The organism is Belliella marina (assembly GCF_042682445.1).
Lineage (GTDB): Bacteria > Bacteroidota > Bacteroidia > Cytophagales > Cyclobacteriaceae > Belliella > Belliella marina.
This window is the reverse complement of record NZ_JBHUHR010000015.1, coordinates 505,118-522,047: the sequence shown is the minus strand read 5'-3', so window position 1 is coordinate 522,047 and position 16,930 is coordinate 505,118. Positions and strand designations below refer to the sequence as shown.

The 16,930-nt window shown below is 38.4% G+C and carries 17 protein-coding genes and 1 tRNA gene; 5 read left to right on the top strand and 13 right to left on the bottom strand.

Annotation, left to right across the window (positions count from 1 at the left end; genetic code table 11):
* Window positions 1–6 precede the first annotated feature (6 nt).
* From ACFSKL_RS06545 to ACFSKL_RS06505, 9 genes are all read right to left on the bottom strand, one after another.
* Window positions 7–417: a DUF6326 family protein gene (locus tag ACFSKL_RS06545; RefSeq protein ID WP_376884576.1), complete on the bottom strand. Its 411-nt coding sequence runs from the start codon at window positions 415–417 to the stop codon at window positions 7–9.
* Window positions 418–439: 22 nt separating this feature from the next.
* Window positions 440–1,060 (bottom strand): hypothetical protein, encoded by a 621-nt coding sequence (locus ACFSKL_RS06540; protein ID WP_376884574.1) that lies wholly within the window; start codon window positions 1,058–1,060, stop codon window positions 440–442.
* 85 nt (window positions 1,061–1,145) lie between these two features.
* Complete coding sequence (locus ACFSKL_RS06535; protein WP_376884573.1) at window positions 1,146–1,727, bottom strand: Crp/Fnr family transcriptional regulator; 582 nt, start codon at window positions 1,725–1,727, stop codon at window positions 1,146–1,148.
* Between the two features lie 152 nt (window positions 1,728–1,879).
* Window positions 1,880–2,827, bottom strand: coding sequence for a ketopantoate reductase family protein (locus tag ACFSKL_RS06530; RefSeq protein WP_376884571.1), 948 nt, complete (start codon window positions 2,825–2,827; stop codon window positions 1,880–1,882).
* Between the two features lie 61 nt (window positions 2,828–2,888).
* Entirely contained in the window at window positions 2,889–3,470 is a 582-nt protein-coding gene (locus ACFSKL_RS06525; RefSeq protein WP_376884569.1) for a Crp/Fnr family transcriptional regulator, read from the bottom strand.
* 807 nt (window positions 3,471–4,277) lie between these two features.
* Window positions 4,278–5,171 (bottom strand): DUF4238 domain-containing protein, encoded by an 894-nt coding sequence (locus tag ACFSKL_RS06520; protein ID WP_376884567.1) that lies wholly within the window; start codon window positions 5,169–5,171, stop codon window positions 4,278–4,280.
* Window positions 5,172–5,462: 291 nt separating this feature from the next.
* Window positions 5,463–6,785: an ATP-binding protein gene (locus tag ACFSKL_RS06515; protein ID WP_376884565.1), complete on the bottom strand. Its 1,323-nt coding sequence runs from the start codon at window positions 6,783–6,785 to the stop codon at window positions 5,463–5,465.
* Window positions 6,786–6,996: 211 nt separating this feature from the next.
* The gene (locus ACFSKL_RS06510) at window positions 6,997–7,542 is read right to left on the bottom strand and encodes a hypothetical protein (protein ID WP_376884563.1); all 546 of its coding nucleotides are present in this window, start codon (window positions 7,540–7,542) and stop codon (window positions 6,997–6,999) included.
* A 251-nt stretch (window positions 7,543–7,793) separates the two neighbouring features.
* Complete coding sequence (locus tag ACFSKL_RS06505; protein WP_376884561.1) at window positions 7,794–8,258, bottom strand: MaoC family dehydratase; 465 nt, start codon at window positions 8,256–8,258, stop codon at window positions 7,794–7,796.
* Between the two features lie 91 nt (window positions 8,259–8,349).
* Between ACFSKL_RS06505 and ACFSKL_RS06500 the strand changes: the two genes are divergently transcribed.
* Together ACFSKL_RS06500 and mtgA are read left to right on the top strand one after the other, a co-directional pair.
* A complete protein-coding gene (locus ACFSKL_RS06500; protein ID WP_376884559.1) occupies window positions 8,350–9,159 on the top strand; it encodes a class I SAM-dependent methyltransferase in 810 nt (269 codons plus the stop codon).
* 13 nt (window positions 9,160–9,172) lie between these two features.
* Window positions 9,173–9,868 (top strand): monofunctional biosynthetic peptidoglycan transglycosylase, encoded by a 696-nt coding sequence (gene mtgA, locus ACFSKL_RS06495; RefSeq protein ID WP_376884557.1) that lies wholly within the window; start codon window positions 9,173–9,175, stop codon window positions 9,866–9,868.
* A 230-nt stretch (window positions 9,869–10,098) separates the two neighbouring features.
* On the opposite strand, the gene ACFSKL_RS06490 is transcribed toward mtgA, so the two are convergent.
* Window positions 10,099–10,226, bottom strand: a tRNA-Asp gene (locus ACFSKL_RS06490).
* A 532-nt stretch (window positions 10,227–10,758) separates the two neighbouring features.
* Window positions 10,759–11,166 carry a hypothetical protein gene (locus tag ACFSKL_RS06485; RefSeq protein ID WP_376884555.1) on the bottom strand — a complete coding sequence of 136 codons (408 nt, stop codon included), beginning with the start codon at window positions 11,164–11,166 and terminating at the stop codon, window positions 10,759–10,761.
* A 100-nt stretch (window positions 11,167–11,266) separates the two neighbouring features.
* Between ACFSKL_RS06485 and ACFSKL_RS06480 the strand changes: the two genes are divergently transcribed.
* The 3 genes from ACFSKL_RS06480 (at window position 11,267) to ACFSKL_RS06470 (ending at window position 13,922) form a co-directional block, all read left to right on the top strand.
* Window positions 11,267–11,746, top strand: a complete 480-nt coding sequence (locus ACFSKL_RS06480) for a very short patch repair endonuclease (protein ID WP_376884553.1) — start codon at window positions 11,267–11,269, stop codon at window positions 11,744–11,746.
* A gap of 161 nt (window positions 11,747–11,907) precedes the next feature.
* The gene (gene dcm / locus ACFSKL_RS06475) at window positions 11,908–13,173 is read left to right on the top strand and encodes a DNA (cytosine-5-)-methyltransferase (protein WP_376884551.1); all 1,266 of its coding nucleotides are present in this window, start codon (window positions 11,908–11,910) and stop codon (window positions 13,171–13,173) included.
* A gap of 38 nt (window positions 13,174–13,211) precedes the next feature.
* The gene (locus ACFSKL_RS06470) at window positions 13,212–13,922 is read left to right on the top strand and encodes an Eco47II family restriction endonuclease (RefSeq protein ID WP_376884549.1); all 711 of its coding nucleotides are present in this window, start codon (window positions 13,212–13,214) and stop codon (window positions 13,920–13,922) included.
* Between the two features lie 446 nt (window positions 13,923–14,368).
* Here the strand turns inward: ACFSKL_RS06470 and ACFSKL_RS06465 are convergent, their stop codons facing one another.
* Together ACFSKL_RS06465 and ACFSKL_RS06460 are read right to left on the bottom strand one after the other, a co-directional pair.
* Window positions 14,369–15,934 carry a carboxylesterase/lipase family protein gene (locus ACFSKL_RS06465; protein WP_376884547.1) on the bottom strand — a complete coding sequence of 522 codons (1,566 nt, stop codon included), beginning with the start codon at window positions 15,932–15,934 and terminating at the stop codon, window positions 14,369–14,371.
* A 20-nt stretch (window positions 15,935–15,954) separates the two neighbouring features.
* A complete protein-coding gene (locus ACFSKL_RS06460; RefSeq protein ID WP_376884545.1) occupies window positions 15,955–16,818 on the bottom strand; it encodes an alpha/beta hydrolase in 864 nt (287 codons plus the stop codon).
* Window positions 16,819–16,930: the final 112 nt, after the last annotated feature.

Here is a 16,930-nt window from a genome sequence, read left to right as displayed (position 1 = left end):
ATTCTCTTACAGTTTTTCATTTTTAAGTTGAGACCATTTATAAGCATAACGGATAATTAGACAAAGAAGAACTACCTCTACGGCTGCCGCAAAATACATATGTAGCCAAGCCTCCCCTGCCAAATTGAATAACATATAGGGAATATGAATGATTGCTACTATTATATTTGTTAAGCGATTTGTCTTGGCTGGCAAAGCTAAAGATAGAAAAATCATTAATATCGGAATAGTGGCTAAGAAAAGTGCTATAAAAATAAAGCCTTGAGTAATATCAAATACAAATATTTTGCCTTTGGTAATATCGTCAATCTTACTTGGCATATATAATGCAAAGTAATCAACATAGATATAGAGAAACATAAAACTCGCCCAAAGTGAAGCGAGCTTTAGTTTTACGTTAACTTTGATGTCCACCATTTTCTTTTGTGTATTGTATGATTTAAAAATTAAACCCGAAGTGTAGTCCTGGTTCAGGAGTCCATTTTGGCCATTTATCGTCTTGCTCTTTGAAATCTGCTGGCATTTTTCCTTGATAAGGACGTCCCGCAATACCTAACGATGGTTCAATAAACATTTTATCCTTAAAAAGTTTGATATGATATCCAATGCGGTTTGTGTTGAATATAATGAAACTATAACCCACATTTTTTCGGTTTTCATCTCTGTATATTTGCCTCATAGGTGTTGCATGTACTGCTAAGTAAAGCCCTTTCCACAAATATCTTTGATAAGCCAAGCCTATTCCGTATTCTCGTATATTCCCTGGAAATTTTGTTTCAGGTTTTCCATATTGATTATTATATATTGGGTTAATACCAAGTGGCCAAGAGTGTTTCCATGTAATTACTTCCACGGAGATAACATCTTTTCCAGTGATGCGGTAACCTAAATTTAGTTGAGCAAAGCCTGGAGGATTTACAGGTGATAAATTTCCTAATAAAAACAAGGTACTACCAACAAACCACTTTTTGTAAGTACTGTCTTCGGCATATTGTGCGTGTACTTGTAAATTGCTTACCAAAAATAAGGCAAGTCCAATCCATAAAATTTTCTTTTGCATATGTTTTTTTAATTGATGTTAAACGATACGGCAAAAGTAGATTGGTATGAGGCTACAACTCGTTCACTTAAGTTAAGAAATGATTTTACTTTTTTACTTTTTCTAAAATTCTTGCTCTTAGTCTGCTTAATGATTGAGGCTTTATTCCCAAATAACTTGCTAATTGATGCTGTGGCACACGTTGAATAAGGTCGGGTCTTTTCTGCATTAAATTTAAGTATCGTTGTTCAGGTGAAGAAGTCTTAAATTCATCAAAGTCGATTTGTTGTTTAGCCAACAATTCTTCCGACAACATCCTACACATAGTATCAAACTTCGGAAATTTACTGTTAACTTCTACTGACATATCAGTATTTGAAATCAAAAGAATACAGTCTTCACTACAACCTATGAAATAGTCAGATGGAGCTTTGTTTATTACGCAATGTGGTGTCAAGCCTTCCATTTCTGTGTAGAAAGCTGTTGTTTTATCTTCACCGTCAATAACGTAATAAACACGGATACAGCCTTTTAAAACAAAATAGCTTTCTTGTGAATTCTGTCCTTCTTTGAGTAAAACTGTCCCTTTCTTTACAGAGTGAAACAAGTCTAATGAAAGTAATGCGTTCTTTTCTTCTTCTGTCAGAGAAACGTATTTTGATATAAAGTCAAATAGAATGTCTTGCATTGTTTTTTATGTTGTTACTGTCGTCTGGCACACTTGCCACCGACGGTCAGTATAAGCGGAGTGCGGGGTTTCGGAGACGTTTTCTGTCAGCCTACCGCAAAGTTTCTTAAGAGCAAAAATGCTCAATTTTAGCCATTCAGCCCGCATTACGCTTATACAATGTGTTTAGCTTTTATCTCGTTATAAATATTTTCTGTAAATGGAGTTTTAATATTTAATTCACGGCCATACTTTATTACAGCTCCTGCAAATAATTCTAACTCATTTTTACTTTTCCCTGAATGAATGTCAAGTTGTAGGGATGTTGGGGTTTTAGGTGGAAATGTAGAAGCTTTATCGAAGGTAATTTCAATAATGTTTTTTGGAAGCTTTATTCCTTTACTATTAGCAATTTCTTTGATTTCCCTCATAATATGCGTCACCTCTTCTTTTTGTAATTTATCAACACATACTTTTCCAATTGATGAATTATATTTTGTTGTCACAAGACCAATACTTGAAATGAATATAAATTTGGTCCAAATATCAATTAAAGCATCATTTTTATAATCAAAGTCTATGTTGCAGTTTTGCATGAGATTTAAAACCCAATCAATATTTTTGGAAGTGTTTTGTGGGTCTTTCCCGAAAATTAATTTTCCTGTTTTTCCTTTATGCTCAATAACTCCTTTTTGTTTTATATGAGATGCAACATAAATACAAGAAGGAAGAATGATATTATTGGGTATTATTTTTCGAATTCTATCATAAATATCTGCACCATTCATCATAGGAAGCAAAATAGTGCTGTTTGTTATCACTTCCGATAATTGATTACATACGTTTTCTAAATCATACTCCTTAACACAAATTAATACCAAGTCAGGTTCAATTATCTCTTTAATTTTGGAAGCCACAAAATCTGGTTTTGTTATATTGTTTTGATGTTCAGAAGAAATTAGGGTTAAACCATTATTCTTAAGGGTATCAAATGTTTCGCCTCTTGCTACGAATGATATTTTATGAAGATTATTTTTTTCACTAAACCGACTAATTCTAAATCCAAAATAGCCACCTACTCCTCCGAGTCCTATAATTACAATATGTTTTTTACCCGTCATTTTGTTTTTTTACAAAAATGAGATGAACCAAGAGAAAACTCACTTGATAAATGTCAAGAAATTACATTTTAGAAATATCCTTTCTAATTCTGCTTAATGTGCTATCGGTTATTCCTAAATAGGAAGCAATAATTTTTAAGGGAACGTGTTGGAAAATTTGAGGCTGTTTCTTTAACAGGTTTAAATATCTTGTTTCTGCTTTTTGACTTACAGTTTCAATTAGCCGATCATTTAGTTTGTAATAATTTACAACAAATAAAAGCCGGCTAAATTCTCTAAATTCAGGAATGGTATGGAAGTTTTGTTGCACATTTTCTAAACTGGTTTCCCAAAAAGAACAATCTGTTAACGTTTCGTATACTTTTTTTGTAGGCTGTTTTTTGAAAAAAGATAAAAAATCATTTACAAAGCAAGGTGCAGAATAAATATTTGTTGTTACTTCTTCATTGTCTTCGTTAAGAATGTAGGAGCGTATATAGCCTTTTTCTAAAAAATAGGTTTTTGTGCTAATTATATTTTTGTTTAGCAGTATGGCGTTTTTTTCAAGAGTAAAATGCTTGAATGTTTCAGTGATTTCCTCAACAGTTTCTGTTTCTATAGGAAACAAAGAATGGAAATAATTCTTAAGTTTAGTTTTATCCATATTAGTTTGGAGAAGTTACATACAACCGCTCGGCTTGGCGAAGTGGGGGATTAGAAGCACAAATGTTCAGTTTTGCACAAATGTCAAATAGAATTACTAATGTTCAATTTAGCACTTCTGCCCCCATTTTGCCAAACCCCTGTGTGTGCCCAGCATGGGCATTTGGTATCGAAGATACCAAATTATTCCAGAGGGTGAAATGCCAGTGCCGATGAATGACGGCATCCCTTGCAGGCGAGTTGGTGAAGCCTGTTAGCAAGCCGCAAAGCCTGTCCCGAGTATCGGAGCTGGTTGCCGTGAGGCATACAGTGAAGGAAGCGAGACTGCAAAATCCGGTACTGACGAACAGCGCCTGTCCCGTATATCGGGAAACGGTATACAGAGGCCATAGTAGTTGACAGGACTTGAGCTTCGGAAATCCGAGGAGTTCTCACGAGTTGATGAAGGGGCGAACGTATTGTGAAGTGAAAACCTGTCTGCTGAAGGCAGGTTCGACTGGGAGCCTTTGCGTAGCCTTATCTTAAAAGTAGCGGAAAGGGAGTGTTGGTGTAAAGAGCGGCATTCCTATGCTTTACGAACCGCCGTATACAGCCTGCCCCGAACCTGCCTTTGCCAGCAGACAGGCTTGATTCGGGGAGACCCGTATCCAGAAAGCTTCGGGAGTGGTGTGAGAGCCTCAACCTGAGCCAAATGGCTCAGGTCGGGCTACTCGATTGTAGCTCGTGAATATCAACTTTTCCTTTACAATAGAGGCTTGTCACAAGTTAACCGTTAATTTTATTGATGTGAACGAGTCTATATATTATACTATTTGATTTTGGAGTCTATCAGAGTTCTAAATACCATTTCTTTTAATTTGTCCAAAGTCATATTTTGCTTAGCAAAGAGGTTTTCAAGCATTCCTATGTATTTTGAGTCAGTGCAGCTTACATATTTATTAGCTTGTTTGAGAACAATCAAGTCAATGGTTATTTTGATATGTACAGGTACATTAGGGTTAATTTTATTAGCCCTTATTAAGACGTGCCTATTTGTCAGTGGGAAAATAAAATCATCATAATATATATCTGGGAAGTTAGATTTTTCAAATATTACAGGATTATCTGAACATAAAGCCGGTAGTTCTTTAGGAAATGTTTGAATTGTAAGTGGAGTGTCACAGTCTAATAAGCGTTTATATGTTAGATTTGGCAAAAGTAGTTTCAGCGCTTTAAAGAAACTTGGGTTATTTCTTATTTTATTTTCCAACTCTTCATCTCTGACAGTTTCATTTGTCAATTTTGATTTGATTAAAAGTCCAAATTCATGTAATTCATTTTCGTGAATTAGTTTTTTTATTTTGTCGTAATTTGATGGTATTCTCCAGAATAGTACTGAAACAAAGTGTTGGAGAGCTGGCATGTCATTTTCAGAAAGCCCAAATCGTGTATTGGAGTCAGCAATTCTTACTTTATTAAAAAGTGAAGAAACTCTATTGTCTATCTCTGCAAAACCCTTTTCAATAAAGTCATCTGCCCCCTTGTCTGTCAGAATTGTATTCCCGTCTTCTTCAAAAAAGTATGACTTTGTAGAGAAATCTTTACCATTTCTAATAAATTTTTTTCTCTGGACATCATATATTTTGAATGTATTTTCCTCATTTGTAAATCCTTTTAAGTAGAATTCTGGGATATAATGATGTCTCCATGATGTATTATTCATTGTTATTTAGATGTAATTTCTGTCCAAGGCATGAGCTACAACAGTCGGGTGCTTGGCGCAGTGACGGATTCTTAGCACAAATGTTCATTAGAAACACAAAGCTTGAGCCTTGCACTAAACTGTCATAGAGGTACTTAACCCGCCATTGAGCCAAGTGCCTGTTATCGCTTCGGTGTTCTTCTCTGTCCATTTAATTGTCTGTTAGTTTTGTCTTATGTGCCAATTGAGATAATTATTAGCCAATCAAAACATAGGCTGCCTTATCCGACATTTATCCGACATATCCGACATCTAAGGAGCTAATTCATAGTAAGCACCTTTTTTTTCACCTATTCGCTTAATGATATTCAATTCAATCAGTGTTTCTAAATCCCTTAATGCAGTCCTGTCTGTTGTATTGTTTATTTCCTGATATTCTTTGTTAGTGATTCTACCTTTCTCTTTCACATATAACACCGCTTTAACTTGTCGTACATTCAAGTCAAGTGATTGCAGATGTTTTTCATTGTAAATGTCTTTTCTGAACTCTACGGAAATATCGCTTGAATCGTAAGAAAAAACTGGTTCGGGGATTCCTGCTTTTTTACATTCATTGATGATTTTAATAGTTCCTCGTCCCCAAGATTCAATGTAACCACTTCGAAACAAAGCATTTGCAATGTCGGGATTGTATGGTCGGGAGGCGTGTTTTTCCAATAGGTTCTTAACTGTCCAGTTTTCAGGAAGTTGTCCTTCGTTCCAAATCATTAACTTGTCTTTGTAAACACTGATTTGAATTGGAACACCACCGGAATAGTCTTTATGGGCAACTGCATTTAGTAATGCTTCCCTAATTGCTTCCTTTGGATACTCGTAAGTTTCCACACGATTTAAACCTTCATAGCTAATCAAAGCCTTGATATACTTTGTGAAAAGTAACTCTGTGGTCTTTTCAATTTGTTCAAAAAGATTTCCGTGAATTTCGTCCTGAAATCTCAAATCGCTGTCACTTTCGAAAAAACCAATTTTTATGTAAGACCCTGTTATGTATTTTTCAGGATTTGTATAAAAAAGCAGGATAGACGCACGCTTAAGAAATTTACCTTCCTTGAGTTGAAGATTCTCAATAAGATGTTCGTTACTGTCGGCTAAACTTTCTTCATCAATTCTTTGGCTTCTAAAAGCTCGCTTACGAAAAAAATCAAATGTTTCTTGCTTGAGGTCATTTGTTGAAACATTCGGAACCGGAACTCCATCCCATCTTTTCCCTTTTTTCTGAAGGAGAAACTTGTCAAGTGCTGCACCTTTTAATTCCTGTTTGGTGCTGCCGCTTCTGTAATGATATTGTCCCTTGTAATTGACAGGATAAGGATATTGCTCAACAAGAATTTCAATAAATTCCCCTTGGTCGGATTGGTACAGATTAACATCAACCAAAATCCCCAAAGTATCTCTTACCTTGTTAGGGATTTCTTCCATTAATTTTTTAGCATCTTTCAAGTGGTCTACATTTCCCGTGTCGCCTTTTCCGATAAAAATAGTTCCACCAAAGGCATTCGCAAAACCACAAATCCATTTCAAGTATTCGTCTCTCCAGGTTACTTTAAACTCAATATTTTGCGATTCTGATGTCACTATCGATAATTAATTATGTTTTAGCTTCAAATTTACTCTTTTTCCTAATGTCATTTTGATGTTCGGGTTTTCTACACTGAGCGATAACTTAAATATACCCGATACAAACTTTCACTTAGTAGCCTTCTATACAGGAATATAAGCGAATGTTTTGTGGAATTATTTTACATGTTGAATGTACTGAATAATAATAATTTATAAACCTGTATTGTCAATCTTCAAATTCATCCAATATTGTACTTGTGTCAATTTTTGACTTGATTTCTAGGGATTCATCTTTTGTACGAAACCATCCTTCAGAAATATAGAATTTTATAGCCCGGTTTTCAAAGTCTCTCCGATATCGTTCATAATTCAAAGTATCAATTAGATTTTCATATTCAAAATAGCCCTTTTCTGCCTGATCAATTCTCTTCAGAGTATGTTTTCCATTTTCACCAAAGATAATTAATGAGTCTTTTGATTGACTTTCAATAAAACCAATAGATAGCTTTGGCTTATCTCCATTAGATTTATAGATGGTATCGTTAATCATCCAGTATCTGATGGCCATCGTACCAAATGATTCATTTTGTATGGCATAAGTACTGTCGTTAAAATAGATTTCAGTATATAGCCAGGAACTGTTAAGATTTTCATCTAGAAACCCCCAATTTCCTATCGGACTGTGTTTCGATTGTAGAGGTTGATTATTGCAAGCAGCTACAATTACTAATGCTAAAATCCTCAGTAGTTGTTTCATGGTAATTTCCAGCATATATTTTTATCCTGAACAGCCCAGGTTTTTATAATCAATAATAGCAAATATGTCTGGTTTTTACATCCACCTATTTTGAATTTTTAAGTGAAATTCTCTTTGGGCCTAATATCCCCACAAATGACATTTTACTGTCAGCAGATTCATAAAAAATATGCCCATTAATCTTATTCTCTAAAAAAAAGCCCATCAAGAATTTTCAAATCTTGATGGGCTTTTGGATTTATGGAAATGTGAATATTTTCAAACCCCTATTGAAAATGGTAAAGGAAGACCAATACACCTGTGAAAGCTGGTTTTTTCTGGTCTTTGATCTCAAGTTTTACATTGACTTCAGCTTTGATGGTGCCACGAAGATTTACGACACTTTTGAGGTTGGCATTTAGCCGTACTTCATTGTTTACCAAAACCGGATGTGCAAACCTCAAGTGCTCTATGCCATAATTGACCATCATTTTCAGATTTTCGACCTTCACGATCTGGCCCCAAAGATATGGCACGATCGAAAGTGTCAAATAGCCATGCGCTATCGTATCCCCGAATGCCCCCTCGGCCTTTGCCCGCTCTGGGTCGGTGTGAATCCATTGGTGATCCAAAGTTGCGGTAGCAAATTGATTGATCTGTTCTTGGGTGATCTTGTGGTAGTCAGATAGGCCAAGTTCCAATCCTATAAATTTTTCGAAATCTTCAAAACTTCCGATTCTGAGTTGACTCATAGTTTTTATGTGTTTTAAAAAAATTAAAGGTATTAAAAATCCCGTAATTTTCAGCGTAATTTGCCTAAGAATAGAAGAAGCTAATGCCAAAATGACCCAATATAAATACATACACGGATACCAGGAGATTGAACAGGAAAGGCTTCGTCACCAAGCCAGAGTGATCGAAAAACCGATTTATGATTACATAGATTTTTCGGAACAGCGTGAGCTATTGGAGATTGGTTCTGGTGTAGGGGCGCAGACAGAGATCTTGTTGAAGAAGTTTCCCCACCTGAAGATCACGGGAGTAGAATATGAAGCCAAGCAAATCGAAAAAGCCGAAAAAAACCTCAATTTGTCGGGCTATACTGCTCCCCAAGTTCGGTTTATACAGCAAGATGCAAGGAAACTGGTTTTGGACAGGAAATTTGATTCAGCTTTCATCTGCTGGGTTTTGGAGCATATTTCAGACCCCATCCAAGTGTTGAAAAGTATGAAACCGCACCTCTTACCCAATGCCAAAGTGGTGATTACAGAGGTATTTAATGCAACATTTTATACTTATCCATCCATCCCTGCCATCATGGATTATTGGAGAATATACAATGACTATCAAGTTCAGATCGGAGGAGATCCTCAAGTAGGTGCTAAGTTGGGAGACCTGCTGGAAGCTTCAGGATATACGAATATTTCATTGAGATCTGGAGGCTTTCATCTTGACAGCCGTCACTTTGAGGACAAGAAAACAGTCTTCAATTATTGGAAAAATTTAATGAGTAGCGGGGCTCCAATGCTTTTGGAAGAAGGGTTGATAAATGAAGCACAAATCCATGCCATGCAAAACGCGATGGACGAGTTGACAGCAAAAGAAGATTCGATCTTCTACTATAGATTTATACAAGCTACTGCTACACCGTAAAAAGCATTTCAATATGAAGATAGCCAAAAGGATTTTCAGAATATTAGCCAAAATAGTGATGTGGTTTTTTATCATTACGATAGGGATGACCATTGTCTATAAGTTTGTACCTGTACCAGTGACTCCCCTGATGCTGATCAGGGTTTGGGAGCAAAGCTTTGATGAAAAGAAAGAGGTAAGGTTGTATAAAGATTGGGTGTCTATCAAGAAAATCTCCAAAAACCTACCACAGGCAGTGGTTGCAGCCGAGGACCAGAAGTTTCTTTCGCACAATGGCTTTGATGTAGAAGCCATGAAAAAGGCCTGGGAAGGGAATAAACAGGGAAAAAGAATCAAAGGAGCCAGCACAATCTCCCAACAGACTGCAAAAAACGTATTTTTATGGCCTTCCAAAACGCTGGTTAGAAAAGGGCTGGAGGCATATTTTACAGTATTGATAGAATTTATCTGGGGAAAGGAACGAATCATAGAGGTCTACCTCAATGTCATCGAGATGGGAGAGGGAATATATGGAGCGGAAGCTGCCTCTCTGACTTATTACAAAAAATCCGCATCGGACTTGACAAGAAATGAATCTGCACTGATAGCGGCCACATTGCCCAATCCAAGGCGCTGGTCTCCCGCCAAACCTACAGCCTACATCTATGGTAGACAAGCATGGATTTTGAGAAATATGAATAATTTGGAGCCTGTAGGTTTTGGGCAATAAAAAAGCCGCGAAACAAAGTCTCACAGCTTTAGTCAATTAACAATAAACCCAAAATAACCAGCTGTAGGAGAAGGATTCGAACCTCCACGGGACAGTTAGGCAAAACACGAGCTCGCTATTTGCTTTATTCTGGAACCCCACCCCCGAGACAGGAGGGCATGTCTGCCAGTTTCAACATCCTACAGTATAATATTTTTAAATTCTGACAGAAACCTTTTGTTTCTGGCTTTTGGCTGTAGGAGAAGGATTCGAACCTCCACGGGGCAGTTAGGCAAAAATACGAGCTCGATATTCGCTTTATCCTGGAATCCCCACCCCCGAGACAGGAGGGCATGTCTGCCAATTTCAACATCCTACAATTTGTTTTGTCAAATTTTCGACCTTTTGTCTTTGTTTGATATTTCAAAGTTAAGAAAACATTCTGTTCATTAAAATTAATTCAATAAATAAGCTGAATATTTACAGATAATTTATTTTTATAATATTTTCATTGACGATATGTTAAATATGGGTTTTAAATTATCCTTCATATTAAAAATATGGAAATGAATTTTTTGATGCTGTGCAATTTCCAAAAACACATTTTAAAGTCCGCGTATCCCAATTCCCCAAAAAAATATTCTAAACAATCATGTTTATGCAAAATCAATCACGATAGAGTTCATATCGGCCATTTGATTTTCTTCCTCTCCCTATCTCTCGCCTCGCTTCTCCTCAGCCCAGACCAAGTGGTCTTGAGTTTTCCGTATGCACTTCTCCATTCGATGTTTGACATTTTTTGAATTAAGTGTTTTGAACACCGAATGACGGATCAAGCACTAGCTCGGGTTTTGATTATACTTTTTTTCTCCCTCACCATCCAAATTTCCCTTCACCCTTCATCCTTCCTTTCACTCAACCTTTGTCAATCTATACCGATCCACCACTTTCCCACCACTTTTGGAGAGGGTTAGGTTTTCGCCAGCTTCCTCTATTCGCCAATCCCCACTGAGGATCAATGTCCAGTCAAAGTCAGCTGTAAAAATGCAGGTATTGGAAAAAGAGATGGTTTTTCTTTTGATAGAATAATTGCCGGCACAGATCACAGGGTATCTAGGCTCTTCGCTCAGGCCATTGAAGTTGAATCCTTCAAAATTGATCGAAACATCCGCTACGCCCGCAGAGTTTCCATCTACAAACCGCTCAAAAGTTCCCTCATAATAGCCGCTGAGACTTTGTTCATTCAAGCCGTCCATTAACCCACAGCCTACCAAGCTGCATATCAATCCGAGAATCGTAAATAGTTTGATCGCTTTCATATTCTTGACAAATTTACACTACTTAGACGAAAAATCTTGGACAGATGTCCTGGGGAAAGATTTGTTATTATTTAGTATATTGGGGGAAACAGCTTCACCCTTGAGCAAAAAGCCAATACCATATCGAGAACCAAAGATCGAAGTGCCTGTTTTCTGTGAGGAGAATGGTTTTTACACTACCAGGCAGCGTTCCCGGACCATGTCGAAGATCAAAGGGAAGGATACCAAGCCAGAGATCCTCCTGAAAAAGGCCCTTTGGCATGCCGGTGTCAGGTATAGAAGCAACAAAAGGAAATTGCCTGGAAAACCCGATATCAGTCTGATCAAGTACAGACTGGTTATTTTTGTTGATGGGACTTTTTGGCATGGCCATGATTGGCAAAAGAGAAAACACCAAATCAAATCCAACCGTGAGTTCTGGATTCCCAAAATCGAAAGAAACATGCAAAGAGACCGCGAAATCAACCATTTCTACCAATCAAAAGGCTGGATCATCCTGCGCTTTTGGGATTTTGAGGTCAAGGAAGAATTGGGGATGTGTGTGAAGAAGGTGGTGGATGTGGTCACAGAATTAGGTTGACTTGCCAAAATTCATATCAACCGGTTGATGATTGTCTGCAACAGATTGACTTAGTGGAAAAGTATCGGATAATCATAAAATAATAAAAATCTATCCCTATTTCCAATTACAAAATCCATCCTTATATTTGTAACCAATGTGTAAGGTTTGATAATTTGGTTATGAAAGAATATTTATCGCTTGCGGAAACGGCTGAACTTGTGGGGAAAAGCAAAGAGACACTGAGAAGGTGGGACAAAGAGGGCATTCTGAATGCAGTGCGTGAACCTGTTTCCAATTATCGTGTCTATAGAAAATCTGATGTGCAACTGCTCCTTGGCAAAATGTTTGACGAAGTGGCGGATGATGAAGTCTCCAATTATGTCAAGCCTGAGCATAAATATGCTGTTTTGGAGCTGTTTGCAGGTGCAGGTGGTTTAGGTATCGGCTTAGAAAAAGCGGGGCTAAAGTGTGTCGCACTAAACGAAATCGACAAATGGGCTTGTGATACACTGCGAAAAAATAGACCACACTGGAATGTAATGGAAGGGGATATCAAGGATTTTGATTTTTCGCAATACCATAACAAAGTAGATGTGGTCACAGGTGGATTTCCTTGCCAGGCCTTTAGTTATGCAGGCAAAAAACTTGGTCTGAATGATGCTAGGGGAACTTTGTTTTATGAATTTGCAAGGGTGGTACAAGAAGTAAACCCTGCGATCTGTATTGGTGAGAATGTAAGGGGATTGCTTAGCCATGAAAAAGGGAAAACCTTACAGGGTATGATTTCCATTTTGGATGAAATCGGCTATAAGGTAGTGCCTGTCCAAGTGTTGAAAGCGATCCATTATCGTGTACCCCAAAAAAGGGAAAGATTGATATTGGTAGGTGTCAGAAAAGACATTGACATTGACTTTTATTATCCAAAACCCCATAAGAAGATTTATAACTTGGAAGACGCCTTGAAAAAAGGCAGCCTGTTTGACTGTGATGTACCCATATCAATTGGGGCAAAATATCCGGCTTACAAAAAGAAGGTTTTGGATATGATTCCACCAAAAGGATATTGGCGTGATTTGCCTTTACAAACGCAAATGGAATATATGGGAGGAAGTTTTCACCTTGGGGGAGGTAAGACGGGCATGGCACGCAGGATAGGTTGGGATGAACCTTCTTTGACATTGACTTGTAGTCCCGCACAGAAGCAGACAGAAAGATGTCACCCCGATGAGACCAGGCCTTTTACTGTTCGCGAATATGCAAGAATCCAAACATTCCCGGATGACTGGGAATTTTCGGGGTCATTGGCTCAGCAATACAAGCAGATAGGGAATGCTGTTCCTGTGAACCTTGGGCAGGAAGTCGGTTATGCGATAGTGAAGTTTTTAAATGAATATTATAACAGCAAAACTATTAAGTCAAAAAAGACATATCATTTGGCAGAATAAGAGAGTTTCTTTAGTTTGTGATAAAATCTACAAACGATATGCAAACCCTCTCTTGGCTTTCAGATGATCATCTTTACAATTCTGTCAATAGGCTCTTAGATATTGCTGAAAAATCACTCAAAAATTCTGAAACCCAATTCAATAAAAATGTTTTAGATCCGTTTTCAGCATTGTTTCAAATTTCTGGATTTGACATTTCACATGAAGAATGGTTGATCGCAGAAAAAACACGCCAAGCCCAAAAATCCCTCCAAAATCATGTAGGAGATTTTCACCAAATAATACTGGGGAAAGTAGATGGATGGGAAAATTTGGAAACTGGTCAAATTATGGACTTGGTTCATAAAGACAGAAAAATCATAGCAGAAATCAAAAACAAATATAATACTGTAAAAGGCTCTGATCTATCAGGTCTTTATCAAGCCATGGAGAATTTAGTAGGCTACAAGCACAGTAGTTTTAAGGATTTTACAGCGTATTATGTGACAATTATTCCACGAAAACCTGAAAGAATAAATATACCTTTCACTCCATCGGACAAAGAAAAAGGAGTAAGATTTTCAATTAATGAATCAATTCGACTTATTGATGGGGCTAGTTTTTATGAAATAGTTACAGGTGACCCTGACGCACTTTTTAATTTGTACAAATGTCTTCCGAAAGTCATTGAAGACTTAAAAGGGAAACCTATGTCTTTAGAAATCCAGAACAATCTATTTCAATACTTTGCATCAGCGTATGGAGTATAACCTTCGTCAACAAACAAAGAAATGTGGTAAATAAACTACATTTTTGATTTTACTTATATCCACCACCTCTCATAACCCAAAAAAAATCCCCTTCTCCAAGATATTCAAACACCTAATGGCTCTCTCTGGGGGGACTCGCCTTTAGGCGAAGACTTTAGTGTTTTTTTACTTTTTGAATTTGGTGTTTTTATTGACTGAGCCGACTATTCGGTTTTAAACGGCAATCTACTTCACTTTTTCAATCCGCAATACCCAATATTACTTCATAAAAAAGTTCGCACCTTCTTTTCGTAGTTCTCACCATTTAAAACTGTTTTGACAAAGTGAGAATAGTCGAACTCAGGTTGTTAGCAAGAAACCCAAAGCAAGACTTGCCTATGGTGATGGGCATCAAGGGGATTTTTCTAGTGGATTAAACATTTTATGCTGTTTGCCTTTTCAGAATGTTAGTTGGCCCAGGCTTCGCCTTCCTCCGTAAACCTCCATTTGAAATAGGTATCCAATACTTTCAGTGGTTGCTCACTTGGGACGGATTCTATCTGTGGATTAGCTTTTAGATACATTACTTGGGGCTTCTCGGTACTAAATGTCGGCCATTCCGGAACTCCCTCTCCATTGGGATTTCCATATTTGGCAAAATTTGTCCAGTAGCTCATCATAGTTTCCGAAAGTTTGATGTCCGCAGAAGCGATATCTGGGTGCTGTTCGTCTACTGTCCCAAATACATAAGCGACATCCTGACCATGAGGCGAACCGTGGCCATACTTTGGTGAATTTTCCGGGAAATCGGGATGTTGGTCAAAATAATAGAAATATACCTTAGCATCTCCAGTTTGTGACTGGAGCTTTGCCCAAGTCCATGTATGCCAGCCAAAGGCCGCATCACGGTTGAGGTCGCGGGCGGTTTTGGGGATGTTGTTCTCGCCAAGAGGATATACAGACAACAGGGTGTCGGCAAATTCCCCATATCGATTTATTACATTGGCCTTAAAATCTTCCGGATTTGCTTCTCTGGTAAAGCTGAGCCCTTCGTCTGAATTGTACCCGATGAGTACAGGGACATCATTGTATTTTCCTTTTTCATAAAGCCTGATCTGATCATCTGGCAGTACATAGCCATCTATGATAGGCCATGCACCACCCATACCCATGCCCATAGGCAGGCTATCGGCATCCAACCCACGCAATTCCGCCAGGGTAAGAGCCCCGGTTGATTGTGCATAGGATATACCTGCAGCTTCAGCTTGTTGGAGTGTTTTCATATTCTCGCCAGGAAAGGTGGCTGCACGTGTAGGTCCAAAAGACCCACCGCTTTGGGAGATTGCTCTATGAAACAATCCCTGAGCCAAAGGCGATGCACAAAGCATACTCACCGATATACCGCCAGCCGACTCCCCAAATATGGTCACCTTGTCGGGGTCACCACCAAATGCTTCAATATTTTTCTGTACCCATTTCAGCCCTGCAATTTGGTCTAGCAAACCGTAGTTGCCAGATACATGACGGGGGTCTTCGGCACTTAACTCAGGATGTGCCATAAAACCTAACTGACCAACTCTATAAGCAATACTCACAACGACCACCCCCTTTTGGGCCAATGCAGTACCAGATGTAATGGGGTCAGCTGTAGTCCCAAAACTAAATCCCCCTCCATATATCCAGACCATAACTGGCAGTTTTTCTGCCGATGATTTGGCAGGTGTCCAGATATTCAGGTAAAGACAATCTTCACTTTTTCCGGCAGGAGGATTTCCGGGCTGATAGGGGGAAGGTGCAAATTCGCTTACTTGTTTTATACCTTCCCATTCTGCTGCAGGTTGGGGGGATCTCCAGCGTAACTCCCCAACTGGTGGTGCCGCAAATGGAATTCCTTTAAAAACAACCAGATCATTTTCTGTCTTACCCTGCAGTATCCCCTCTTCTACTTTGACCAGTGAGAGGTCTTTTTCAGAACAGGAGCTTGTAGCCACCAATAACGAAATGAGCAGAGTACCTAATATTTGCATTTTCATTGTTTTTAGCTTTATGACTTTCAAAAATTCTTTGATTTCACGGTCCAACCAGGATAAGTACTCAGGTCATTCTCGAGGAAGATATGGGACTTGTCTTTGGCTTTGAATTGCCAGTCAAGCCAATCCATAGTAATTCCAGCGAAGGAACCTCCGTGTTTTTCCGCAAAGGTTCCCCCGTGTCCAGCTGTTAGGTGGTTGGCAAACACCACGGGGACATGGTTGATACGATCGTAGTCCATGAGTGCATTTTTGAAAGCGACATCCGATTCTCCGCCTTCTATATAGATGATCCTACTGTGCAGTGATTCTAAAGACTCCTTGTTTGCCCCAGCCATAGTCATATCACCCATGCCGGAGTTAAACATCAAATAGGTCTTTATTCGTCTGTCATCTGCTATGGCCATCACTTGTGCCCCGCCACAGGACTGTCCACCTACGGCAATTTTATCCAGGTCTATATTTTTGTAATAGTCGCTCCCTTTTGTCTTCGCCTGTTCAGAAATCCAGTTTATCCCTTTGAGTAGTTCCTTGTCTGCCGTATGTTGATGTTCACGTTCTTCTATGGTCATTTGTAATTTGCCGATAGCTACAATAATATATCCGTGTGAGGCAACTTCCGAAAGCAATCGCTCATGATGGATAGAAGAGTTCATACATCCTCCATTTGCCCAAACCAAAATGGGCAGCTTTCCTTCTTTCCCTACAGCGCTGTTGATGTTTTCGGGGCGGTACACTACAAAATCGGGAAGAGACTTTTCCGTTACGGCAATGGACTTGTAATCTCCACTGCTTCCATTGTCGATAATCTTAGTCTTTGCTATTTGTGCATAGCCTACATCAAGGGTAAACCATAATACCTGAATTATTATCAATATTTTTCTCATCTTATTTTCTCAGGTTGCCTCTAAATTCTGACTAAAGTAACTAAAATCCTCCGTTTTTAGGCAAGGCTTTTTGTTTGGTGGAGTGTGTGTTCTTTTTCGGTTTTAGCCAAAA